Annotated in this window: 21 protein-coding genes and 1 pseudogene; 11 read left to right on the plus strand and 11 right to left on the minus strand. The window is 71.8% G+C overall.

Annotated features, from left to right (window positions below; translation table 11 throughout):
* Positions 1–37: 37 nt before the first annotated feature.
* Positions 38–499 carry an ATP-binding protein gene (locus tag D1369_RS23050; protein ID WP_037900510.1) on the plus strand — a complete coding sequence of 154 codons (462 nt, stop codon included), beginning with the start codon at positions 38–40 and terminating at the stop codon, positions 497–499.
* 342 nt (positions 500–841) lie between these two features.
* Here the strand turns inward: D1369_RS23050 and D1369_RS23055 are convergent, their stop codons facing one another.
* The gene (locus D1369_RS23055; RefSeq protein ID WP_007382789.1) at positions 842–1,768 is read right to left on the minus strand and encodes a cyclase family protein; all 927 of its coding nucleotides are present in this window, start codon (positions 1,766–1,768) and stop codon (positions 842–844) included.
* Positions 1,769–1,853: 85 nt separating this feature from the next.
* Here D1369_RS23055 and D1369_RS23060 point away from each other — a divergent pair, with 85 nt between their 5' ends.
* The 3 genes from D1369_RS23060 to D1369_RS23070 all read left to right on the plus strand — a co-directional run bounded on the left by D1369_RS23060 (position 1,854) and on the right by D1369_RS23070 (position 5,031).
* Positions 1,854–2,720 carry an SDR family oxidoreductase gene (locus D1369_RS23060; protein WP_007382788.1) on the plus strand — a complete coding sequence of 289 codons (867 nt, stop codon included), beginning with the start codon at positions 1,854–1,856 and terminating at the stop codon, positions 2,718–2,720.
* 110 nt (positions 2,721–2,830) lie between these two features.
* The gene (locus tag D1369_RS23065) at positions 2,831–3,982 is read left to right on the plus strand and encodes an acyl-CoA dehydrogenase family protein (protein WP_007382787.1); all 1,152 of its coding nucleotides are present in this window, start codon (positions 2,831–2,833) and stop codon (positions 3,980–3,982) included.
* A complete protein-coding gene (locus D1369_RS23070) occupies positions 3,982–5,031 on the plus strand; it encodes a Zn-dependent alcohol dehydrogenase (protein WP_007382786.1) in 1,050 nt (349 codons plus the stop codon). Before D1369_RS23065 ends, D1369_RS23070 begins: the two co-directional genes overlap by 1 nt.
* On the opposite strand, the gene D1369_RS23075 is transcribed toward D1369_RS23070, so the two are convergent.
* Positions 5,028–6,008 (minus strand): helix-turn-helix domain-containing protein, encoded by a 981-nt coding sequence (locus D1369_RS23075; RefSeq protein WP_007382785.1) that lies wholly within the window; start codon positions 6,006–6,008, stop codon positions 5,028–5,030. The two genes, D1369_RS23070 and D1369_RS23075, sit on opposite strands and share 4 nt — an antisense overlap.
* Positions 6,009–6,079: 71 nt before the next feature.
* Here D1369_RS23075 and D1369_RS23080 point away from each other — a divergent pair, with 71 nt between their 5' ends.
* Positions 6,080–7,387: an MFS transporter gene (locus D1369_RS23080; RefSeq protein ID WP_007382784.1), complete on the plus strand. Its 1,308-nt coding sequence runs from the start codon at positions 6,080–6,082 to the stop codon at positions 7,385–7,387.
* Positions 7,388–7,522: 135 nt separating this feature from the next.
* Here the strand turns inward: D1369_RS23080 and D1369_RS23090 are convergent, their stop codons facing one another.
* On the minus strand, positions 7,523–8,110 hold the full coding sequence (locus D1369_RS23090; protein ID WP_037900505.1) for a flavin reductase family protein: 588 nt from the start codon (positions 8,108–8,110) through the stop codon (positions 7,523–7,525).
* An 82-nt stretch (positions 8,111–8,192) separates the two neighbouring features.
* On the opposite strand from D1369_RS23090, the gene D1369_RS23095 reads away from it, so the two are divergent.
* On the plus strand, positions 8,193–9,113 hold the full coding sequence (locus tag D1369_RS23095; protein ID WP_063649622.1) for a hypothetical protein: 921 nt from the start codon (positions 8,193–8,195) through the stop codon (positions 9,111–9,113).
* A gap of 3 nt (positions 9,114–9,116) precedes the next feature.
* On the opposite strand, the gene D1369_RS23100 is transcribed toward D1369_RS23095, so the two are convergent.
* From D1369_RS23100 to D1369_RS23120, 5 genes are all read right to left on the minus strand, one after another.
* Positions 9,117–9,902, minus strand: coding sequence for an enoyl-CoA hydratase-related protein (locus D1369_RS23100; protein WP_007382781.1), 786 nt, complete (start codon positions 9,900–9,902; stop codon positions 9,117–9,119).
* A complete protein-coding gene (locus tag D1369_RS23105; protein WP_007382780.1) occupies positions 9,893–12,118 on the minus strand; it encodes an acetate--CoA ligase family protein in 2,226 nt (741 codons plus the stop codon). Before D1369_RS23105 ends, D1369_RS23100 begins: the two co-directional genes overlap by 10 nt.
* Before the next feature lie 105 nt (positions 12,119–12,223).
* The gene (locus D1369_RS23110; protein WP_037900499.1) at positions 12,224–13,729 is read right to left on the minus strand and encodes an FAD-dependent oxidoreductase; all 1,506 of its coding nucleotides are present in this window, start codon (positions 13,727–13,729) and stop codon (positions 12,224–12,226) included.
* A 148-nt stretch (positions 13,730–13,877) separates the two neighbouring features.
* The gene (locus D1369_RS23115) at positions 13,878–15,083 is read right to left on the minus strand and encodes an NAD(P)/FAD-dependent oxidoreductase (RefSeq protein WP_007382778.1); all 1,206 of its coding nucleotides are present in this window, start codon (positions 15,081–15,083) and stop codon (positions 13,878–13,880) included.
* A gap of 213 nt (positions 15,084–15,296) precedes the next feature.
* Entirely contained in the window at positions 15,297–16,892 is a 1,596-nt protein-coding gene (locus D1369_RS23120; protein ID WP_037900497.1) for a subtype B tannase, read from the minus strand.
* A gap of 192 nt (positions 16,893–17,084) precedes the next feature.
* Between D1369_RS23120 and D1369_RS23125 the strand changes: the two genes are divergently transcribed.
* The 4 genes from D1369_RS23125 (at position 17,085) to D1369_RS23145 (ending at position 19,778) form a co-directional block, all read left to right on the plus strand.
* On the plus strand, positions 17,085–17,531 hold the full coding sequence (locus D1369_RS23125; protein ID WP_007382776.1) for a DoxX family membrane protein: 447 nt from the start codon (positions 17,085–17,087) through the stop codon (positions 17,529–17,531).
* Positions 17,531–17,947 (plus strand): OB-fold domain-containing protein, encoded by a 417-nt coding sequence (locus D1369_RS23130; RefSeq protein ID WP_037900495.1) that lies wholly within the window; start codon positions 17,531–17,533, stop codon positions 17,945–17,947. The genes D1369_RS23125 and D1369_RS23130 overlap by 1 nt, the downstream gene beginning before the upstream one ends.
* 316 nt (positions 17,948–18,263) lie before the next feature.
* Entirely contained in the window at positions 18,264–18,860 is a 597-nt protein-coding gene (locus D1369_RS23140; protein ID WP_007382773.1) for a GNAT family N-acetyltransferase, read from the plus strand.
* Between the two features lie 39 nt (positions 18,861–18,899).
* Positions 18,900–19,778, plus strand: coding sequence for a GNAT family N-acetyltransferase (locus D1369_RS23145; RefSeq protein WP_007382772.1), 879 nt, complete (start codon positions 18,900–18,902; stop codon positions 19,776–19,778).
* On the opposite strand, the gene D1369_RS23150 is transcribed toward D1369_RS23145, so the two are convergent.
* Together D1369_RS23150 and D1369_RS23155 are read right to left on the minus strand one after the other, a co-directional pair.
* Positions 19,757–20,422 carry a pyridoxal 5'-phosphate synthase gene (locus D1369_RS23150; RefSeq protein WP_007382771.1) on the minus strand — a complete coding sequence of 222 codons (666 nt, stop codon included), beginning with the start codon at positions 20,420–20,422 and terminating at the stop codon, positions 19,757–19,759. The two genes, D1369_RS23145 and D1369_RS23150, sit on opposite strands and share 22 nt — an antisense overlap.
* A gap of 3 nt (positions 20,423–20,425) precedes the next feature.
* A pseudogene (locus D1369_RS23155) lies at positions 20,426–20,847 on the minus strand (pyridoxamine 5'-phosphate oxidase family protein).
* A 140-nt stretch (positions 20,848–20,987) separates the two neighbouring features.
* Between D1369_RS23155 and D1369_RS23160 the strand changes: the two are divergent.
* Positions 20,988–21,173 (plus strand): hypothetical protein, encoded by a 186-nt coding sequence (locus D1369_RS23160; RefSeq protein ID WP_158680135.1) that lies wholly within the window; start codon positions 20,988–20,990, stop codon positions 21,171–21,173.
* Here the strand turns inward: D1369_RS23160 and D1369_RS23165 are convergent.
* Positions 21,170–22,339 carry a thiolase gene (locus D1369_RS23165; protein ID WP_007382768.1) on the minus strand — a complete coding sequence of 390 codons (1,170 nt, stop codon included), beginning with the start codon at positions 22,337–22,339 and terminating at the stop codon, positions 21,170–21,172. The genes D1369_RS23160 and D1369_RS23165 overlap by 4 nt on opposite strands.
* Between the last annotated feature and the right edge of the window lie 11 nt (positions 22,340–22,350).

Genomic DNA, 22,350 nt, shown 5'->3' on the forward strand with positions numbered 1-22,350 from the left:
GCCGGTTCGGATGGTGTGAGCGGTGCAGGTGCTTCAAGTGCAGCTGGAGATCCGGCCCGACCCCGCAGAGGTGGGGCGAGCCCGGAGGTGGGCCCGCTCGCGGCTCGCCGGGTCCGGGACAGGGATCGACGAATCGCTCGCCGAGACCCTGATCCTGCTGGTGTCCGAGCTGGTCACCAACGCCGTGGTGCACACCGGCCGTCCGGCTGTCCTGCGGCTGTCCCTGCCGGGCGACGAGGTGGAGTCGGCCACCGTCCGCCTGGAGGTCGCCGACCGCAGCGACCAGGCCCCGGTGCCGCGCTGTGTGGACGGTGACGCGACCGGCGGCCGTGGCCTGGCCCTCGTCGACGGCCTCGCGGACCGTTGGGGCTGGAGCCCCGAGGGCACGGGCAAGAGCATCTGGTGCGAACTCGACCGCTGCGAGCGGCCGCGGCAGGTCATGGAGACCTACGGCATCGAGGCCTCGACCTACGAGGGGCTGGCGTTCGAGGCGGTGTGACCGGTGCACGGCGGCAGGTGTGACCGGCGCACGGTGGCAGGGATCGCCGCCACCCCTTCCTCGCCGCGGAGGCGGTGCGCCGGACGTGCATCCGTGCGCGGTCGTGACAAATGGGTCGTAAGCAACAAATCCCCGTACGGGTGTTGACGCACCGTGTTCGATTGATGACGCTGGTGGTCAGCGATTCGCCGCGAGGGGACGCCGAGGGTTCCGGTGACGGGAACCCCCGACGAGTGCGGATCGTGACGCGGTGTCGATTTCCTCAGGGCGGAGGGAAATCGATGACGGCGGCGCGCGATGCCGTGCTCGGGGCGGACCTGCGCGCGCCGCCGGCCGACCTCCTCACAGAACGGCCACCGGGGCCACGGGTGTTCCGGTGCCGCCGACGAACGGCTCGGGCATCGCGGACAGCAGAAACGCGTACCGGCCGAGTTCTCCACAGGCTGTGGACAACTTTTCGAGATTCCAGTTCTGGCCCTGGAGCATCCCCATCTCCACCAGGTCCAGCGCGTGCACCGGCAGCCACAGATCCTCGATCTCGGGCGGGAAGATCTCGAAGGTGAGCGTGTCATTGGCGACCGCGGCCACATCGCGCGCGTGGAACCACTCCGGGGTGCGGACCGACAGGCCCGGCGACGGATAGGCGTACGCCTCCTTGTCCCCGGCGAGATACACCTGGATCTGCCCGGTCCGTACGAGCACGATGTCCCCGGACCGCACCCGGGTGCCCGCGAGTTCCTCGGCGGCCTCCAGGTCCTCGGGTGTCACGGCGTGGGCCCCGTCGAGCCGGTCCACGCCCCGCGCGCGGGCCACGTCCAGCAGCACCCCGCGCGAGAGGACGTACCGGGCCTTGTCGATACCGCTGAACTCGGCGCCGCCGTGCGGGGTGATGGTGCCGGCCGGGCGGCCGTTGTAGAGCAGGCCGGAGTGCGAGACATGGGTGAGCGCGTCCCAGTGGGTGGCCGCCTGCAGGCCCATGGTCACCGCGTCGTCGCTGCACGCGACCGTGCCCGGACCGAAGATCTCCTGGTTGATCTGCACCATCGTGTGCAGCGGGTTGACCCGGCCCGGCATCATCCCGGTCTGCACGCCGTCCTGCCTGAGCGGGAGGGCGAGGGGGACGCGGCGGCCGGTGCGGACGGTCGCGACGGCCTCACGGACGACCTCGTCGGTGATCAGGTTCAAGGTGCCGATCTCGTCGTCGGCTCCCCAACGCCCCCAGTTGTTCACGCGCTTGGCGATGTCGTGGAACGCGGCCGGAAGTGACATCGGGCCCTCCCCGGGGCTTGTGTCCGCACATCTGACGGGTCATAGAATCTAACGGTCCGTCAGAAACCGCGGGAAGGGGCCGGGCGTGGGGAACTTCTTGGCAGGCAGGGTCGTCGCCGTGACGGGCGCGGGACGGGGGATCGGGCGGGCGGTCGCGCTGGCCGCGGCGGCGGAGGGTGCGCGGGTCGTCGTCAACGACTACGGCGTGTCCGTGGACGGCGCGTCTCCCACGAGCGAGATCGCCTCGGGGGTGGTGAAGGAGATCGAGGCGGCCGGCGGTGAGGCGGTTGCCGTGGCCGACGACATCTCGACCATGGCGGGTGGGCAGCGGGTCGTCGATGCCGCGTTGTCTTCCTATGGGCGCCTTGACGGTGTCGTCTGCGTCGCCGGGATTCTGCGGGAGCGGATGCTGTTCAACATGACCGAGGACGAGTGGGACCCGGTCCTCGCCACCCATCTGAAGGGGACGTTCACCGTCTTTCGGGCGGCCGCCGCGGTGATGCGCCGGCAGCGCGCGGGGACGTTGATCGGGTTCACCAGCGGGAATCATCAGGGGTCCTTTTCGCAGGCCAACTACAGCGCGGCGAAGGGCGGGATCATCTCGCTGGTGCGCAGTGCGGCGCTCGGGATGCACAAGTACGGGGTGACCGCGAACGCGGTGGCGCCGGTCGCTCGTACGCGGATGTCGGCGAACGTTCCCTTCGATCTGACCGAGATCGGGGAGCCGGAGGACGTGGCCGCCATGGTGGTCTACCTGCTGTCCGAGCGGGCTCGGGAGATCACCGGGCAGGTGTACACCGTGGCGGGGCCGAAGATCGCGGTGTGGGCTCAGCCTCGGGAGTTGCGCGCCGCGTATGCCTCCGGCGGGTGGACGCCGGAATCGATCGCGGAGTTCTTGCCGGGGAGCGTCGGGGTGGATCCGATGCCGTTGCTTTCGGGGCCGGGCGCCTAGTGGGGCGGGGGTGCGTGTGGGGTGGCGGCTGCGGGTTCGTTGTGGCTGGTCGCGCAGTTCCCCGCGCCCCTGAGGGAGTTCAACCCGGTCGGTGTTGAGAGGAGACGTTCGTGGACTTTGGATTCGGCGACGAGGATGAGGCGTTCCGTACCGAAGTGCGGGAATGGCTCACCACTCATGCCGATGGCTCCCAGGACCGCCGTGCCTGGGAGCGGACTCTCGGGAAGTCCGGGTGGATCGGGCTGGGTTGGGGCGAGGGGGGTTATGGCAACCGCACCGCGACCCTCACCCAGCAGGTCGTCTGGGCCGAGGAGTACGCGCGGTCCGGGGCGCCCGCGCGGTCCGGGCACATCGGGGAGAAGCTGCTGGCGCCGACCCTCCTCGCGCACGGCAGCGAGGAGCAGAAGGCGCGCTTTCTGCCTCCCGTCGCCGCCGGGGAGGAGCTGTGGTGCCAGGGGTACAGCGAACCCGGGGCGGGGTCCGACCTCGCCGGTGTGCGGACCAGGGCCACGCGGGCCGAGGACGGGTCGTACCGGATCAGCGGGCAGAAGATCTGGACGTCCCTCGCTCATGAGGCGGACTGGTGTTTCGTCCTCGCCCGGACCGATCCGGAGTCGCGTCGGCATCACGGGCTGACGTTTCTGCTCGTTCCCATGGATCAGCCGGGGCGCATCGAGGTGCGGCCCATCCGGCAGCTGACCGGGACCAGTGAGTTCAACGAGGTCTTCTTCGACGGGGCACACGCGCGTGCCGAGCATGTCGTCGGCGGTGAGGGGCAGGGCTGGCGGGTGGCGATGAGCCTGCTGGGCTTCGAGCGCGGGGTGTCCACGCTGGCCCAACAGGTTGGATTCGCACAGGAGTTGAGCGAGGTGGTGCGAACCGCCGTACGTACGGGCGCGGTCGCCGATCCGGTCGTACGCGCTCTGCTCGTGCGGCAGTGGGCCGAGTTGCGGACCATGCGATGGAACGCCCTGCGGACACTGGGGAGTTCGGGGGACGGCGGGGCACCCAGCGTGGCCAAACTGCTGTGGGCGGGCTGGCATCAGCGGCTCGGGGAGCTGGCGATGCTCGTGCGCGGGGCGGAGGCCACGGTCGGGCCCCGGGAGTGGGACCCTTCCGCACCGTACGCACTCGACGCGCCGCAGCACCTGTTCCTGTTCTCGCGGGCCGACACCATCTACGGCGGCTCGGACCAGATCCAGCGCACCATCATCGCCGAGCGGGTGCTCGGTTTGCCCAGGGAACCCAAGGGGGTCGTCTGATGCGCGGCGTGCTGTTCGACGGGAGGCAGGTCCAGGTCGTCGACGACCTGGAGGTGCGGGACCCGGGGCCGGGCGAGGTGCAGGTCGCGATCGCGGCGGCCGGGCTGTGCCACAGCGACCTGTCCGTCGTGGACGGGACCATTCCGTTCCCGGTCCCGGTGGTGCTGGGGCACGAGGGCGCCGGCGTGGTGGAGGCGGTGGGGGCGGGGGTCACGCATGTCGGGCCCGGTGACCACGTGGCGCTGTCCACGCTCGCCAACTGCGGGGCCTGCGCCGACTGCGACCGGGGGCGCCCGACCATGTGCCGCAAGGCCATCGGGCGGCCCCAGAAGCCCTTCTCGCGGGGCGGGGAGCGGGTGTTCCAGTTCGCGTGCAACTCCGCCTTCGCGGAACGGACCGTGGTGAAGGCCGTGCAGGCGGTCCGGATCCCGAAGGACATTCCGCTGCCGTCCGCCGCGCTCATCGGGTGCGGGGTGCTGACCGGGGTGGGTGCCGTGCTCAACCGGGCCCGGGTGGACCGGGGAGAGAGCGTGCTGGTGATCGGGACCGGGGGGATCGGGCTCAACGTGATCCAAGGTGCCCGGATCGCGGGGGCGTCGCGGATCGTGGCGGTGGACGCCAACCCGGCGAAGGAGGCGGCGGCCCGGCAGTTCGGGGCCACGGACTTCCTGACCTCGACGGAGGGGGCCCGGGAGGTGCTGCCCACGGGGGCCGATCACGCCTTCGAGTGCGTGGGTCGCGTGGGGCTGATCCGTCAGGCGATCGACCTGCTCGACCGGCACGGCCAGGCGGTGCTGCTCGGGGTGCCGCCGGCGGGTGCGGAGGCCTCCTTCCTGGTCTCCTCCCTCTACCTGGACAAGTCGATCCTGGGCTGCCGCTACGGATCCTCCCGGCCGCAGCGGGACATCCCGCTCTACGCGGAGCTCTACCGCCAGGGCCGGCTCCTCCTCGACGAACTGGTCACCGAGACCTATCCGGTCGAGGACTTCGAGAAGGCGGTGGCGGACGCGGAGGCGGGACGGGTGGCCCGGGGAGTGCTGACCTTTTAGGAGCGGAGGACCCCCGCCCGGAACGTGCGCCGGTACGCGGTCGGGGTGACCCCGAGGGCCGTCTGCAGGTGCTGGCGCATCGACTGGGCGGTGCCGAAGCCCGCGTCGCGGGCGACCTGGTCGACGGAGAGGTCGGTGGACTCCAGCAGGTGGCGGGCGCGCTCCACGCGCTGCTGGGTGAGCCACTGGCCGGGGCTGACGCCGACCTCCTCGCGGAAGCGGCGGGTGAAGGTGCGCACCGACATGGCCTCCTGCTCGGCCATGTCCCGCAGCTGGATCGGCTCGTGCAGGCGGCCGAGCGCCCAGGCGCGGGCCGAGGTGGTGGTCGACTGCTGCGGGTCGGGCACCGGCCGGTGGATGTACTGTGCCTGACCGCCGTCGCGGTGCGGCGGTACGACCGTGCGGCGGGCCACCTCGTTGGCGATCGCCGTGCCGTGGTCGCGGCGCACCATGTGCAGGCACAGGTCGATGCCGGCGGCGACGCCCGCGGAGGTCAGGACGTCCCCGTCGTCGATGAACAGGACGTCCGGGTCGACCCTGATCTGCGGGAAGAGCCGCTGGAGACGGTCGGAGTCGGCCCAGTGCGTGGTGGCGGGGCGGCTGTCGAGGTAACCGGCGGCGGCCAGGACGTAGACGCCGGTGCAGATGGAGGCGAGCCGGGTGCCGGGGCGGATGTGGGCGAGGGCGGCGGCCAGTTCGCCGGTCAGCACGCCCTGCTCGAAGACCGGGCCCAGTTCGTACGAGGCCGGGACGATCACGGTGTCGGCGGTGGCCAGGACCTCCGGGCCGTGCTCGACCTGGACGGCGAAGTCGGCGTCGGTCCGCACCGGGCCCGGCGGGCGGATCGAGCCGGTGACGACCTCGTACAGGTGGCGCCCCCGGGCGTCCCTGGGGCGGCCGAAGATCCGGTGCGGGATGCCCAGCTCGAACGGCAGGACGCCGTCCATGGCGAGGACGACCACACGGTGAGGCTTCATGGCCCGATCCTAACGAATGCTGTCCTTCGGGCCAATGGAACGGCGAAGCCGCAGACCGCAAGCTCTATGTCGTGACCCAGACAACCGAAGCCGCCCTCCAGGCGGCCCACCCGGAGAAGCAGCCCTCTTCTCGCATCCACCGCGCCTGGTTCGTCGCCGCCGTCACCTTCGTGACGATCATCGGCGCGGCCGCCTTCCGCTCCCTGCCGGGTCTGCTCATCGACCCCCTGCACCAGGAGTTCGGCTGGTCGCGCGGCACGATCGGCGCGGCCGTCTCCGTCAACCTCGCGCTGTACGGCCTGACCGCGCCCTTCGCGGCGGCGCTGATGGACCGCTTCGGCATCCGGCGGGTGGTCGCGGTCGCGCTGACCGTGATCGCGGTCGGTTCCGGCCTGACCGTGTGGATGACGGCGGCCTGGCAGCTGATGCTGTGCTGGGGCCTGCTCGTCGGCCTGGGCTCCGGCTCGATGGCGCTGGCCTTCGCCGCGACCGTCACCAACCGCTGGTTCACCGAGCGGCGCGGCCTGGTCACCGGCATCCTGACCGCCGCCTCCGCCTCAGGACAGCTGATCTTCCTGCCGGTGCTGTCCTTGATGGTGGAGAAGCACGACTGGCGCCCGGCGGCCATCACCGTCGCGCTCGCCGCCCTCGCGGTGGTCCCCTTCGTCTGGCTGCTGCTGCGCGACCATCCGGCCGACGTGGGCCTGAAGCCGTACGGCGCCACGGAGTTCGTGCCGAAGCCGGAGCCGGTCCCGGGCGCCGCGCGCCGGGCGGTGACGGTCCTGTTCAAGGCCGCCCGCACCGGCCCCTTCTGGCTGCTCGCCGGCACCTTCGCCATCTGCGGAGCCTCCACCAACGGCCTGGTCCAGACCCACTTCGTGCCCGCCGCCCACGACCACGGCATGCCCGTCACGGCCGCCGCCTCGCTGCTCGCGGTCATCGGCGTGTTCGACGTCGTCGGCACGGTGGCCTCCGGCTGGTTCACCGACCGCTTCGAACCCCGCCGCCTGCTCGCCGTCTACTACGCCCTGCGCGGCATCTCGCTCCTGTTCCTGCCCATGCTCCTGGCCCCGTCGGTCCACCCGCCGATGCTCTTCTTCATCGTCTTCTACGGCCTCGACTGGGTCGCCACCGTCCCGCCCACCGTCGCCCTGTGCCGAGAGCACTACGGCGAGGACAGCGCGATCGTCTTCGGCTGGGTCCTCGCCTCCCACCAGGTCGGCGCCGCGCTGATCGCCTTCCTCGGCGGTGTGGCGCGGGACGTGTTCGGCACGTACGACATGATCTGGTACGCGTCGGGCGCGCTGTGCGCGGCGGCGGCGCTGATGGCACTGGTGATCCGGCGCCGGCCGGCGACCGCCGTGCTCGGGGCGGCCTGACGGTTACAGTGCGAGGAGTTCGTCGGCGAGGTCCGCGACCGGGATCTGGTGGCGCTCGCCGAGGATCTCGATGCCGGCGGCGAGCAGCCCGCGGGGCACCGCGCCGGAGTCGAGCAGCACGCGCCCACTCCTCGGCTAGAGGAACCGCCCCCTGTGGAACAGCAGCGGGGCCTCGCCCTCGCCCGCCCCCAGCGCGTCCACCCGTCCCACCACGATCAGATGGTCGCCGCCGGTGTGCACCGCGTGGATCGTGCAGTCGATCCACGCGAGGGTGCCCGCGAGGCGCGGGGAGCCGGAGGCCGGGGCCGGGTCGTGGCGGACGCCCGCGAACTTGTCCGCGCCGCTCACCGCGAACGCCCTGCACAGCTCGCCCTGGCCCGCGCTCAGGACGTTCACGCAGAAGACGCCCGCCCGGGCGATACGCGGCCAGGTCGCCGACGTACGGCCCACCATGAAGGCGACGAGCGGTGGGTCGAGGGACAGGGAGGAGAAGGACTGGCAGGCGAAGCCGGCCGGTTCCTCGCCGGGTGCCCCGGGGGCCGTCACCACGGTGACGCCGGTCGCGAAGTTCCCGAGCACGCGCCGGAACTCGGCCGGGTCGACCGGTGCCCGCTCGTCCTCGCGCACACACCGCAGCTCCGGGCGGGGCAACGCCTCCACGGCGAGCGCCTTCCCGGACCTGAGGTAGCGGACGGCCGCTTCCGCCGTCCCCGCTTGTCCCATCACATCCCCCATTGAAGCTGACGGTGTGTCAGATGGGAAGGGGGCGGGCAGGCGCGCGAAGGGCCGCCCTTACGCTGCGTCCATGGGGTGGGGCAACAGACGGATCCACGAGGCCGCAGCGGTGTGCGCGGCGCAGTTCCCGGCGATCGGACTGATCTGGTGGATCAGGGATCAGCTGGGCGACGACTACGCGAACGCGGGCGCCACCGGGGCCCTCGCCGTGTTCGGCCTGCTGTGCCCCCTGGTCGTGGCGCCGCTGGTCCTGCCGGTCCTCGGCCTCCTGCACGCCCTCGTCCAGGTGCTGCCGGCGCAGGTGCTAGCCCACCGGGCCGCCCGTCGCGCGCGGGGACCGGTGTGGGCCTGGCACCTGGCTCTCACAACGGTCCTCGGCGTGGCCTGGGCGGCGCTCGCCCTGCTGCTGTGGGACTGGCCGTTCACCACCACCGCCCCCCTCCTCGCCGCCCTCGGGGTGCTCCCGGTCCTCGGCCTCGGGTGGCTGCGCAGACGGACCGGGGGCCTGCGGGCCGTCTGGCTTCCCGCCCTGTTCGCCTCCGTCGGCCTGTTCCTCCTGGTGCTCCTCGGCGGGGTGCTGGCCACGGTCACGGGAATCGTCGACGCGTACGAGCCGCCCGCACTGTCCGCCGGGCAGCTCACCGGGGTCTGGCGGGGCGAGAAGGGCGCGGTCCTGCGCCTGGGCACGGACGGCCGGGCCGAACTCACCGGCCTGCCCACCGAGGCCGAGCCCGGCTCCGTCGACCCCTACGCCGAGTCGCCCTTCGACGTGTGCGACGGCACCGGCACCTGGCTGCTCGACGACAAGGGCGGCCACGACCCCTACGCCGCCGGCCCCGAGGGGCGCCCCGGTGTCGTCGTACGGCCCGCCGGTGGCTGCGGGCAGGAGACGTACTGGCGGATCGGCGGCACGGAGTCCGAGCCGGAGCTGTTCGTGCCGTTCGGGGACCCGGACGCGCCGGACCTGAGGATCCTGACGCAGGCCCCCTGAACCTCAGCGACCGCGGTACTCGGGGCTCCTGCGCTCCACGAAGCTCGCCACGCCCTCCCGTGCGTCCGCCGTCGTCATGTTGATCTCCTGCGCGGCGGCCTCCGCGGCGAAGGCGGTGCCGCGGTCGCTGTCCAGGGAGGAGTTCACGAGCTGTTTCGTCAGGGCGAGGGCGCGGGTCGGGCCGGTGGCGAGGCGCTCGGCCCAGGCGCGGGCCGTCTTGGCCAACTCCTCGTCCGCCACGACCCGGTTGACCAGCCCCAGACGCTCGGCGTCGGCGGCGCCGAGCGCGTCGCCGAAGAACATCAGCTCCTTCGCCCGCCGCGGGCCGATCAGACGGGGCAGGAGATACGCGCCGCCACCGTCCGGGACCAGGCCCCGGCGTACGAACACCTCGATGAACCGCGCCGATTCGGCGGCCAGGACCAGGTCGCAGGCGAAGGCGAGATGCGCACCGATTCCGGCCGCGGTGCCGTTCACCGCCGCGATCACCGGCTTCTCGCAGTCGAGGACGGCGGCGATCAGCCGCTGGGCGCCGAGGCGGATGGTGCGAGCGACGTCACCGGGGGCCACGGCCCCGGGTGCGCCGCGCAGGTCCGCGCCCGCGCAGAAGCCGCGGCCGGTGCCGGTGAGGACCACCGCCCGCACCCCGGGATCGGCGGACGCCCGGTCCAACAGCTCGATGAGCAGGTCCCGTTGGCCCGGCGTGAGGGCGTTGAGGACCTCGGGCCTGTTGAGGGTGAGGTACGAGACCTGACCGTCGACGGTGTGCGTCACCTCGCTCACCGGCACACCACCAACGCGTCCAGCGCCACCGCCCCCTGCCCCCGGGGCAGCACCATCAGCGGGTTGATGTCCAGCTCCGCGAGGTCGTCCCCGAGCTCCATCGCCATGCGCTGCACCCGCAGGACCACTTCCACGAGCGCGTCGAGATCCGCCGGTGGCCGCCCCCTGACCCCGTCCAGCAGGGCCCGCCCGCGCAGGTCCCCGAGCATGTCCCGGGCCTGCTCCTCCCCGAAGGGCGGCACGCGTACGGCGGTGTCGCGCAGCACCTCGACCAGGACCCCGCCGAGCCCGACCGTCACCGTCGGCCCGAACAGCTCGTCGTGCGCGGTCCCCACGACCATCTCCACGCCCCGCTCGACCATCTGGCAGACCAGGACGCCGTCCAGGGACACGTCCTCGTAGCGGGCGATGTCGGTCAGCTCGCGGTAGGCGTCCCGTACTTGGCTGGCGGAGGTCAGGCCGATCTTCACCAGGCCCAGCTCGGTCTTGTGGGCGATCCTCGCACCGGACGCCTTCATCACGACCGGGTAGCCGACCAGGCCCGCCGCGCGGACGGCCGCCGCCGCGCTGGTCACCAGCTGCTCGCGCGGCACCCGGATCCCGTACGCCCGCAGCAGCTGCTTCGCCGCGTGCTCGCTCAGCTGCTGGCCGGGGCGCATCAGTGCCTGGGCCTTGCGGAAGGAGGGCGAGGGGGTGCGCGGGGCCTCGTCGAAGGGGGAGCGGTAGCCGCTGACGAAGCGGTGGTGGTCGAGGTAGGCGCGCACGGCGGTGATGCAGTTGCCGACCGAGCGGAACGTGGCCACCCGGGAGGAGCCGAGCAGGACTTCGCGGTAGGCCGGTTCGGTGCCGACCGGTGAGCCCCACACCACGCACACCAGCTTGTCGGTCTGCTCGGCCGCGTTGACCAGGTCCCGCACCAGCCGGTCGCTCAGCGGCGGAAAGGGCCCGGTGACCGGGCAGATCAGGACCCCGACCGACGGGTCCGCGAGGATCGCGTCGATGATCTTCCGGCCGCGCCAGTCGCCGACCGGGTGCCCGCCGTTGTCGACGGGGTTGGCCACACTCAGGAACTCCGGTATCCACTGGTGCAGTTCGGCCTGCTTTGCCTCCGAGAGGGCGGGCAGACTCAGTCCCGCCTCCGTCGCCAGGTCGGCGAAGTGCGCGCCGGTGCCGCCCGAGATCGAGTAGACGACGACCCCTTCGGCGCGCGGCGGCCTCGCCCGGGCCAACAGGGCGGCGGTGTCCTGGAGTTCGTCGAGGCCGTCGACGCGGATCACGCCGTACTGGCGCATCGCCGCGTCCACCACCGTGTCCGCGCCGGTGAGCTTGCCGGTGTGGGAGGCGGCCGTGCGGGCGCCGGTCTCGGTGCGGCCGACCTTGACCGCGACGACCGGCACCTTGCGGCGGGCGGCCCGGTCGGCGGCCAGCAGAAAGGAGCGGCCGTCCTTCAGGCCCTCCAGATAGCAGGCGATGGCGCCGACCTCTGGGCGCTCGGCGAACCAGGAGAGGAAGTCGGCGGTCTCCAGATCGGCCTCGTTGCCGGTGGGGGCCCAGTGAGTCAGGCGGATGCCGAGCTCCTGCAGGGCGAAGACCGGGCGGCCCTGGTGGCCGGACTGGGTGATGAGGGCGATGCCCGGCCCGTCCAGATCCTCACGGAACGACGAGAAGGCGTTCAGGTTGGTGTTGGGCCCCAGCAGCCGCATCCCGGACTCCGCCACCGCGGCCGCGAGACGTTCCTGGGCCGCGGCCCCCTCCTCGCCGGTCTCCGCGAATCCGGAGGCGAAGACGACCGCGAACTTCACCTTGACCTCGGCCAGTTGCCCGATCAGCGGGAGCGGGTCGGCGACCAGCAGGACGGCGAGATCGACCTGCTCGGGCAACTCGGCCACGGACGCCACGCAGGGGATGCCGAAGACGGCCGGGCGGCTCGGGTGCACCGGGTGCAGCCGGGCTCCCACCCGGTCCGCCCAGTCGATCAACTGCCGGGTGACCCCGGTGTTGGGGCGGCCCTCGGTGTCCGAGGCGCCGATCACGGCGACCGTCTCAGGGCGGAAGAAGCGGTCCAGATCCGGGACGTCGGTATACAGCGGCCGGCCGCCGACGTCGAGATCGTCGACCTCGGCGGGCCGGCCGTGGACGGCGGGCCCGGGTTGCTCGCCGCACGCGATGACCCGGGCCCGGCGGGAGTCGGTGGTGAGGGTGCCGTGGGTTGATCCAAGCATCGGTCCGCCCGCTCCTGTGTGACAGCGTGAATAACTGACGCTCTGTCAGATTACAGAACTGACGCTGTGTCAGGAACGGGCGTGCACGCAAAGTTGACGCGCGGACTACAGCACCGCGAGCACTTCCTTGGCCACCCGCTCACCGGAGCGGACGGCTCCGTCCATGAAGCCCATCCAGTGGATCGACGTCTCCGTCCCGGCCCAGTGGATGCCGCCCACGGGGGCCCGCAGGGCGGGGCCGTATTGGGTGAGCACCCCGGGCGCGCCGATGGAGACGGGACCGCCGCGGGTGTAGGCCTCGTTGTTCCAGCGTTGCAGGACGAAGGAGGTGGGGGAGGCCGCTTTCGAGCCGAAGTACGTCACGTAGTCCTTGAGGACGGCCGCCTTGACCTCCGCCTCGCTCGCCGCGTCGTACTTGCGGGCCTCGTCGGCCTCGATGAAGCCCATCAGGGCGCCGTAGGAGGCGTCGGGCGGGGAGTTGTCAAAGGTCGAGCTGATGACACCGGTGTCGCTGACGACCTGGCCGTTGAGGCCGTCGGCCCGCCAGAAGGGGGTGTCGTAGATCGCGATCGCCTTGCCGACCGAGGCCATCGGCAGGCGCTGGGTGAGCTGGTCGCGGGCGGCGGGCAGCAGCGGGTCGTAGGTGATGCGGGCCGCGAGCGGCGGGGGTACGGCGACCACGACCCGCTTGGCGGTGACGGTGACGCCGTCGGCCGTGACGACGTACTTCGAGCCGGACCTGGCGATCGTGCGCACCGGGGCGTTCAGGACCACCCGGTCGCCCAGGGTGGCGGCGAGCTTGATCGGGACCAACTGGGAGCCGCCGACGAAGCGCAGTTCCTGGGCGCCGCCCGCGGTCTCGGTGAGGCGTTCAAGGGTGCCGGGGGTGGACTCGTTGCCGGCGGCGGCGATGTAGAAGAGGACGAACAGCAGCGACAGCTCGCGGGGTTCGGCCGAGAAGATCGACGTGCAGGCCACGTCCAGGAGGAACTTGGCCGACGGGATCACCGCGTTGGCGCGCAGCCAGGTCTCGAAGGTCTGCCGGTCCCACTCCTCGGCCTTGGCGGCGGTCCAGGGCGCGTCGAGCGGGATCGTCTTGGCCATGTCGTCGAGGGAGGCCTGGACGATCGCCGCGTTGGCGAGCCCCGCCGCGTCGATCGGCGGGACCGAACCGAGGATGCCGTCGGTGGCGTAGGGGGTCCTCTTGCCGTCCTTGTAGAGCAGGTTGTTGCCGGTGTTGTAGGTGGCGAAGGTCTGCACCCCGAGCGAGTCGGCGAGGGCCTTGATGCGGTCCTGGGTGGGGCCGATGAACTCGCCGCCGCCCTCGGTGACCCCGCCGTTGGCCAGTTTCAGGTTGAGGACCCGGCCGCCGACGCGGTCGCGGGCCTCCAGTACGGCGACCGTCTTCCCGCCCGCGACCAGGTCACGGGCCGCGGTGAGTCCGGCGAGACCGCCGCCGACGATCGCGACGTCCACGTCACGGGTGGCGGCGGAGGCGGGTGAGGCGGCGGTGCCGGTGAGGGTGACGGCCCCGGCCGCGGCGGCGGCACCGCCGAGCAGGGAGCGCCGGGTGAGCCGGGGGAGCGGGGGGAGCTGTCTTTCGCGTGCCACGTGCGTCCTCCGTAGTGGAGAGAGTGTGGAGCTAGAACATGAGAAGTGTTCACATTCTGGCCCCGTGGGGCGGCACACGACAACGCTCCCGCCACATCTGACACATGAGTAACGGGAGTCGTACTGAAGAGAGTTGAGGTTTCCTACGTCAGACGGGGAGCCGCGAGAGCCTGCCCGCAGCACCCTTCACCACGGCCTTCGCGATCTTCTCCGCGTCGATCGCGACCTCGCGGAAGGTCCCGCTGAGGGGAGTGACGTAGCCCGTGAAATAGAGCCCGGGGGCGTCCTGCGGCGTCCGGGCGCCGTTGACGAGCGGACCCCCGCGTCCGTCGAGGACGTCGAGGTGGCCGACCAGGCGGTCGAGGGCGCGGGTGTACCCCGTGGCCGCGATCACCGCGTCCGGGGTGATGCGGGTGTCGTCGGCGAGCAGCACCTCGCCGTCCTCGAAGCCCTCGACGGCGGCCACCACCTCGACCTTGCCCGTGCGGATCGCGTCGATGAGGCCGACGTCCTGCACCGGGATGGCGCCCTGCTTGGCCCGGCTGTAGAGGCCGGTGTCGGGGCGGGGCAGGCCGTGCTGGGACAGGTCGGGGATGCTGAGCTTGGCCATGGGCCGGGCCAGCCGGTCCACGAGGCCGACCGGGAGGCGTCGTACGAGAACGCCCGTGTACTGGGCGGCCCAGCCGGCCGTGGAGCGTCGGACGATGTGCGGGGCGGTGCGCACCGACAGCCGTACCCGGGAGGCGCCGCCCTCGACGAGGTCCACGGCGATCTCGGCGCCGGTGTTGCCGACGCCGACGACGAGGACGTCACGGCCGGCGTAGGGCGCCGGGTTGCGGTACTCGCCGGCGTGCAGGAGCTCGCCCTTGTACTCCTCGCGGCCCGGCCAGTCCGGCAGCAGCGGGGTGTGGTTGTAGCCGGTGGCCACGACCACCGCGGCGCCGGTCAGCTCGCGGCCGCCGGTGGCGTGCAGCAGCCAGCCGGTGCCGTCGTCGGTGCGTTCGACGCGCGAGACCTCGACGCCGGTGACGGTCTCCAGCTCGTGGAACTCGGCGTACTTCTCCAGGTAGCGCACCACGTCGTCGCGGGAGACCCAGCGGCCGAAGCGGCGGGGCATCGGCAGGCCCGGCAGGGTCGACAGGCGGCGGGTGGTGTGCAGGTGCAGCCGGTCGTAGTGGCGCCGCCAGGACGCGCCGACGTGCTCGGACTTCTCCAGGACGACCGCGCGGACGCCCCGGGCCCGCAGCGCGTACGCGACGGAGAGCCCGGCCGGGCCGCCGCCGATGACGTACACGGGGCGATCGGGCTGGTCGGGGCGGTCTGCGGGGGTGGAGTCGGGTGCGGAGTCGGCCATGAGCGCGAGCGTAATCAGACAGCGCGTTGATGGGTCTCGGTCAAGAGGGGAATTGGTTGCGGATCGATCACGCCTGTAGGAGAAGTGCGTGGGTCGGGTGACGTAGCCCACACGGAAACAGCCAGGGCGCCGGGTCCGCGTGACGCGGAGCCTCGTCGCCCTGGCGGCGGCGGCCGGAAACCGACGGGAAACCGGGGGCCGCGTTCGTGGGGGTTACTTGGTCCTGCCGGCCTTCCGGTACCCCGTGACCTCGGCGATCCAGGTGATGAAGTCGCCCGGGTCGGTGTTGGCGCCGTGCCCCTGGTCCCAGTAGTAGAGGTGGTTGACCTCGTCGCCCAGGCCCTTCGCGGCCGCCGCGAGGTTGGCGGAGATGACGTGCGAGGTGTCGGTGTCGTTGGTGCCGAGGCGGATCCACCAGTGCTTCGAGCGGCGCCCGTTGACCTTCTCCACGAGGTGGTGCATCGGGTTCATCAGGTGCAGCTTCTCGGGGATGTCGCTCGCGACCCGCTTGGAGGTGAGCCCGGTGGTGTCGTTCTTGGCGCCGTAGGCCGTGAAGTGGCGGTTCTGGGTGGTGCCCGCGCCGAACAGGTTGTTCTCGCCGGTGGAGAGGTCGAAGGCGTCGAAGGCCGGGGTGGTCTTCTTGCGGGCGCCGACGTGGGTGAGGAAGTCGGCCCAGGTGAAGGTGGCCTTGCCGTTCTTCCAGGTGATGAAGGTGTTCGCGGCGAGGTAGGTCTCCCGGTCGGAGTCCGACAGGGCGGCCAGGTAGGTGGTCGCCGAGGGCTCCAGGTACTGCTTGACCAGGTACTCGTCGTAGTTGCGGGCGGTCAGGGCGCCGAAGCCGTTCAGGCCGCGCAGTTTCAGGGACGCCTGGTACTCGGCGAACTGCGACTGAAGCTCCTTGGACACGGCCTGGTCGACCTGCTTGCCGGTGGCGAGGGTGTTGGTTCCCCAGTTCCACTCGTAGGCGCCGTCGGCGTGCTCCAGGTCGGTGATCGGGCACCAGGCGCCGACCGCGAAGATCGCGTCGGAGGCGTCGGCCGCGCCGATCTCCTTGAGGAGCCTGTCGTAGACCGGGCTGTCGCCGGACGCGCCGAGCAGCGAGGACAGGGCACCGCCCGCGCTGGTGCCGGCGGAGACGATCCGCTCGACATCGCCGGGGATACGGCCCTTGTTGGACTTGATGTACCGCACGGCCGCCTTGAGGTCGACGATCGCGGCGGGAGCGGTGCCGTAGTACTCGCCCGAGGAGTTCTTGAGCGTACGGCCACGGGCGCCGGGCTCGATCACGACGTACCCGGCGGCCAGCGCGAGGAGCTGGTTGCTGGAGGTCGCGCCACCGGTCGCGTTGGTGTTGGCGTTGGCGTTGGAGGCGGCCGAGGCGCTCGGCGCGGCAGTGCCGGTGGGGCTGCCGCCGGGGGCACCGCCGCCCCCGCCCATGCCTCCGGCGCCGACGCCGGTGGCGTCCGTCACGGAGGACGGCATGTACCCGCCGACGGAGTTGGCGAGCAGGATGGGGGCGTTGCTCGCGTCGACCGCGGTGCCGTCGATCTCGACGGGGGCGCTGACGATCAGGGACTGGTAGGTCGCGTCGACCGGCTTGGAGACGTAGGTGACCGCCTTCCAGAAGTGGTAGGTGACCTCGTGTTCGGTGCCCTGCGTGTCGGTGACGGTCGTCGTCAGTTTCCTCCAGGCGTCCGGGTCGAAGACGAGGCCGTCGTCCCTGGACGTCGAGGTGCTGCCGGTCGACGCGTTGGCGTTGAGGGCGAGGCCTCCTGCCGCCATGGCACCCGCCGTCGCGCCGATCCCCAACACGACGCTCCTGCGCCTGACTGCCCTGTGCTTCACGGTTCGCTCCCTCGGCGGTATCTGCTGACGTCTGCGAACGTAGCCAGAGTGCGGACAAAATTGCCAACAATCCAGCGTCATTCATGGAGGATGCGCAGCTTCACGGCTGACGCACAGGCTTCCCGGAACCAGCGATCTGACGTACCGTCAGATTTCATGGACACGATCTGGCTGACCGGCGCGCAGTGGCTGGCCGTCCTGCGCATCGGACTCGGGCTGTGGTGGCTGGAGAGCTGGCGGCACAAGGACAAGAGGACGTGGTTCGAGGGCGGCGGCATCACCTGGGCCGCGGACATCGCCGCCAAGCACCGCTGGACCCCGGTCCGCAGCGGCTTCGACGTGCTGGTCGCGCCCCGCCCCAAGACCATGGCGTACGTCGTCGCGTACGCCGAACTCGCCCTCGGCGCGGGCCTGATCCTCGGCTTCCTGACCCCGCTCGCCCTGGTCGGCGGCCTGCTCCTGAACGTCCTCTACTTCACCCTCATGATCCACGACTGGGCGGAACAGGGGCAGAACTCGATGATGGCCCTCATCTCGCTCGTGGCCCTGTTCGCGATGTCCTGGCAGACGTGGTCGCTGGACGCCGCGTTGGGCTGGTTCTGATGGGCGCGCGGTACGACCTGCCGGAGGCGGACGCCTTCACGCGGACCTACTGGGACGCGGCGGCGCGGGGCGTCCTGCTGCTCAGGCACTGCGGGACCTGCGACCGGGTCCACCACTACCCCCGTGAGTTCTGCCCGCGCTGCTGGAGCGAGGACGTCACCTGGTCCGCGGCCACCGGCCGTGCCACGCTCCACACCTGGTCCGTCGTCCACCGCAACGACCTGCCGCCCTTCAAGGACCGCACCCCTTACGTCGCCGCCGTCGTCGACCTCGCCGAGGGCCCCCGGATGATGACGGAGATCGTCGACTGCGCGCACGAGGCCCTGCGGGCCGGGCTGTACCTGGAGGCGGTCTTCCCGGACGGGGTGCCGAAATTCCGGCCGTGCGGGGGGTCTGTGGCGGTGGGGGGTGTGTGAGGGGTGTCGGCCTTGCTGGGGTTCTGTGGGTGGTGACGGGGGCGGTCGGTTGTGTCTGTGAGGGCCTGTGGTGCGGGCTGATCCTGGGGGCGGTCTTCCCGGAGGGGGTGCCGAAATTCGGGGCGCGCGGGGCGGGCAGGGGTGGTTGGGGGTGTGTGAGGGGCGTCGGACTTGCTGGGGATCCGTTGGTGGTGACGGAGGTCGTCGGTTGTGCCGGTGAGGACCTGCGGGCCGGGCTGGACCTGGAGGTGGTCTTCTCGGACCGGGGAGCGAAATTCAGGCCGCGCGGGACGTCCGGGGCGGTTTGAATGGGCGGATGACCGACGTCGACGATCAGCACCTCATCCGCCCCTTCACCCCGCTGCACGGCCACGGCCTGCGCCTGTGCGCGTGGGACGCGGACTGCGACACCCAGGCCCAGGACTGGCTGCGCGGCGCGCTGGACCCCGAGTTCGGGCGCTGGAACACGCCTCTCACCCTGATCCACGACCTCGACGGCGCCCGGGCCGACATACGACGCAGGGCGGAACAGGCGGCGCAGGGCACGAGCGTGTCGTACCGGATCACGGACGAGTCGAGCGGTACGACGCTCGGACACCTCGGCATCAACGTCATCGACCACGTGTTCCGCAACGCCCGCGTCGGCTACTGGGTGCTCCCCGAGGCGCGCGGCCACGGGGTGGCCACCGGCGCCCTCCGCCTCGGCGCCCAGTGGGCCCTCACCGACCTCGGCCTGCACCGGCTGGAACTGGGTCACGCCCTCGGCCACGGGGCCTCCTGCACCGTCGCCGAACGCTGCGGCTTCCGCTACGAGGGCACGCTGCGGGGCGCGATGTTCGAGGCGGGGCGGCACGACGCGTTCCGGGACATCCACCTGCACGCCCGACTGGCGACGGACCCGGAGCCGTCGTAATTCGGAGGCGTCCGGCGCCCGCGCGCAGGATCATGAGACATGCCTCCCACAGCCTGGCACTCCACCGAATACCTCGACGAGTTCCTCACCCGCGCCGGTGACTTCCTGCGCTCCCGCCCGGACCTGCACACCGTCGTCCTCACCGTGACCGAGGGCCTGCGCACCCGCGGGCTCCATGCGTACGGCGACGAGGCGCCCCTCTTCGGGCTGCTGGAGGAGGGCGGGAGCGTCCGGGGTGCCTACTTCCGGACACCGCCGTACCGGCTGTATCTGACGCCCCTGACCCCCGCCCGGACCGAATCCCTCGCCGCCCATCTGACGTCCCTGGGCCATGCCGTCCCCGGTGTCAGCGCCGAGGCCGCGACCGCGGCGGGATTCGCCGAGGCGTGGCGGCGCCGGACCGGGGCCGAGGCCGTGCCGTATCAGCGCCAGCGGCTGTACCGGCTGGACACGCTGACCGAGCCGGAGCCGGTGCCGCAGGGGCGGCCGAGGATCGCGGGGGAGGGCGACCGGGACCTGCTGGTGCGCTGGTTCGGGGAGTTCGCCCGGGACATCGGAGAGAGCGAGATCGACTCCGTGCGCGCCGAGTCCTGGGCCGACGCCCGCCTCGCCTACGGCGGCGTCACCCTCTGGGAGACCCCCGACGGCACCCCAGTCTCCATGGCAGGCCTCACCCCGCCGATCGCCGGCCAGATCCGGGTGGCGCCCGTCTACACCCCGGCCGGTCTCCGGGGCCGCGGGTACGCCGGTGCCGCCACGGTCGAGGTGAGCAGGCTGGCCCGGGAGCGGGGCGCGGGCGAGGTGCTGCTCTTCACCGACCTGGCCAACCCGACCAGCAACGGCCTCTACCAGCGCATCGGTTACCGCCCGGTGGCGGACTTCGCGGTGTACGACTTTCAGGGCCAGAGCAGTTCCTGAGCCCAACCCTGACCCGCGCGACGGTAGGTGAGCCGGATGTGCCGCCTGCGCTCGTCTCCCTGGAAGAACTCCACCTCGTCCGCAAGCAGTCGGTACAGGGTCCAGGAGGGGACCGGCACCTCCGGCTCCCGCTGCGCCCGCTCCCAGGCCTCCTCGGACACCCGCGCCAACTCCCCGAGCGAGCCCAGCACTTCGCTCTGCCGTCCGGTGAGCGCGGCGGCCAGCGCGCCGGTCGAGCGGGCGTGCAGGTCGGCCTGTCCCTCCGCGGAGGGCGCGGCGGTCACCGGACCCTTCACCCGCACCTGCCGGCCGAGGACCGGCCAGTAGAAGCCGAGGGCGGCGTACGGCCGTACCGACAGGTGTCCTCCCTTGCGGCTGTGGGAGTGGCTCGCGAAGGCCCAGCCGTCCTCGTCCGCGCCGTGCAGCATCACGGTGCGGACGTCGGGCCGGCCTTCCGCGTCCGCCGTCGCGAGGGACATGGTGTGCGGCTCGGTCTGCCCGGCGGCCACCGCCTCAGCGAACCAGGTGGTGAAGAGTTCCAGTGGGGTCGCGGGCGCGGTCGCGGGGTCGAAGGAGGGCAGCGAGGTGACCTCCGGGTCCCACACCCGCAGCGACCTGAGCAGTTCGTGAAGATCCGTTGCCATGCCTCAGACGGTACCGAGGTCGGACGTCAGCCACCTTTCGGGCCGCATCCGGAGGATCACCTGCTCGCCGTCTTCGAGGCGAACTCCACATACCCGTCCACCTTCTCGGTCGGCAGGTAGCGGGCGGAGACTTCCCGGAGGTCTTCCACGGTGCCCGGCCGGGTGTCGACGACCGGCCCCTCCACGGAGACGTACCGGATGGTGGGCTCGACGCGCTCGACCAGCAGGGAGAAGCGGCCGGCCTTCCGGATCAGCTCGTGCTTGCGGGAGTCGCGCCCGGTCATGATCCAGACATCACCACCGGGCGTGTACTGGTACCAGATCGGCAGCACGAGCGGTGCGCGCCCCTCTCCCGCGTCGACCGCCAGCGCGGCGACATGGGGCTCGGCCAGGAACTGTTCACGTTGCTCACGAGTCAGGGCCATACAGTGCAGGGTACTTCGCACACCCGAGGGAGAGACGGTCGGTGAATCGCTTGTCCGGTACGGCAGTTGGCGCAAGATGCCCTTCTCCGTGACGGCCGAGGACGGGAACGGGCCCGGGGGTCCGCCGGCTCACCGTGGAGGTGACCCCCGACGGGCGGGACGTGGTCCGGCTGAAGAAGTACGGCCCCTGCGAGGGCGACTCCGCGCATCTGACCTGCGAGGTCGACGGCGACTACAGCAACTGGGCGGACAGTGGGACGTGGGACGTGGGCCGCCGGGACTCCGGCGCGTCCGACGACCGGGCGAGCATCAGGGTCGTGCCCTAACGCCCCAGCACCACCGTCCCCGACGAGCAGAACCAGCCGCCCGTCCCGGACGCCACCGCCAGCCCCGGCGCCGACCCGTCCGGGCGCCGCACCTGCCGTGCGCCGGCCTCCCCGCGCAGCTGCCGTACGCCTTCCACCAGCAGGAACAGGCCCCGCATGCCCGGGTGTTGGGCGGACAGGCCGCCGCCGTCCGTGTTCACCGGCAGGTCGCCGCCCTCGACCCGCAGCCGGCCCTTCTCCACGAAGGAACCTCCCTCGCCCTTCCCGCAGAACCCGAGGTCCTCCAGCGTCACCAGCGTCATGTAGGTGAACGCGTCGTAGATCTCGGCGAGTTCGATCTCCTCGGGCCGGACGCCCGCCCGCTCGAAGGCCAGCCGCCCGCTCACCGCCGCCGGGGACACCGTAAAGTCGGGCCACTCGGACATGCTGACGTGCGAGACGAACTCCCCGGTGCCGAGCACCCAGACGGGCGCGGTACGGCAGTCGCGTACGTACTCCTCGGCCACGAGCAGCACCGCCGCGCCGCCGTCGGAGCGGATGCAGCAGTGCAGCTTGGTGAAGGGGTCCGCGATCATCGGGCCGGAGAGGACGTCGTCGACGGTGATCGGGTCGCGGAACATCGCCTCGGGGTTGAGGGCGGCGTTCGCGCGGGCCTGGACCGCGATCTGCGCCAACTGCTCGATGGTCGTGCCGTGTTCGATCATGTGGCGGCGGGCCGCCATGGCGTACTTGGCGATCAGGGTGTGCCCGTACGGCACCTCGAACTGGAGCGGGCCGCGGGCGCCGAAGGACAGGGTGCCGGTGCGGCGGCCCTCCTTGATGTCGGCGCGGGCCGTGGAGCCGTAGACGAGCAGGACGGCGTTCGCGTGTCCGGCGGCGATCGCGTCGGCCGCGTGGGCCGCCATGACCTCCCAGGTGGAGCCGCCGACCGAGGTCGAGTCGACCCAGGTGGGGCGCAGGCCCAGGTACTCGGCGATCTCGGCGGGGGCGAGGGTGCCGGTGCCGGCCGAGGCCAGGCCGTCGACCAGTTCGCGGTCCAGGCCCGCGTCGGCGAGGGCGCGGCGGGCTGCCTGGGCGTGCAGGGCGTAGGGGGTGGTGCCGTCCACGCGGCCGCAGTCGGCCAGGGCCACGCCGGTGATCGCGACTTTCCGGCTCCCGGTGGGCATGACGGGCTCCT

The sequence above is a fragment of the Streptomyces sp. CC0208 genome (assembly GCF_003443735.1).
Taxonomy (GTDB): Bacteria; Actinomycetota; Actinomycetes; order Streptomycetales; family Streptomycetaceae; genus Streptomyces; species Streptomyces sviceus.

Coding starts and splice junctions, on each gene's coding strand:
- D1369_RS23055 (WP_007382789.1), bottom strand. CDS start 1,768: ATGTCACTTCCGGCCGCGTTCCACGACATCGCCAAGCGCGTGAACAAC.
- D1369_RS23070 (WP_007382786.1), top strand. CDS start 3,982: ATGCGCGGCGTGCTGTTCGACGGGAGGCAGGTCCAGGTCGTCGACGAC.
- D1369_RS23075 (WP_007382785.1), bottom strand. CDS start 6,008: ATGAAGCCTCACCGTGTGGTCGTCCTCGCCATGGACGGCGTCCTGCCG.
- D1369_RS23090 (WP_037900505.1), bottom strand. CDS start 8,110: ATGGGACAAGCGGGGACGGCGGAAGCGGCCGTCCGCTACCTCAGGTCC.
- D1369_RS23095 (WP_063649622.1), top strand. CDS start 8,193: ATGGGGTGGGGCAACAGACGGATCCACGAGGCCGCAGCGGTGTGCGCG.
- D1369_RS23105 (WP_007382780.1), bottom strand. CDS start 12,118: ATGCTTGGATCAACCCACGGCACCCTCACCACCGACTCCCGCCGGGCC.
- D1369_RS23115 (WP_007382778.1), bottom strand. CDS start 15,083: ATGGCCGACTCCGCACCCGACTCCACCCCCGCAGACCGCCCCGACCAG.
- D1369_RS23125 (WP_007382776.1), top strand. CDS start 17,085: ATGGACACGATCTGGCTGACCGGCGCGCAGTGGCTGGCCGTCCTGCGC.
- D1369_RS23130 (WP_037900495.1), top strand. CDS start 17,531: ATGGGCGCGCGGTACGACCTGCCGGAGGCGGACGCCTTCACGCGGACC.
- D1369_RS23140 (WP_007382773.1), top strand. CDS start 18,264: ATGACCGACGTCGACGATCAGCACCTCATCCGCCCCTTCACCCCGCTG.
- D1369_RS23145 (WP_007382772.1), top strand. CDS start 18,900: ATGCCTCCCACAGCCTGGCACTCCACCGAATACCTCGACGAGTTCCTC.
- D1369_RS23150 (WP_007382771.1), bottom strand. CDS start 20,422: ATGGCAACGGATCTTCACGAACTGCTCAGGTCGCTGCGGGTGTGGGAC.
- D1369_RS23165 (WP_007382768.1), bottom strand. CDS start 22,339: ATGCCCACCGGGAGCCGGAAAGTCGCGATCACCGGCGTGGCCCTGGCC.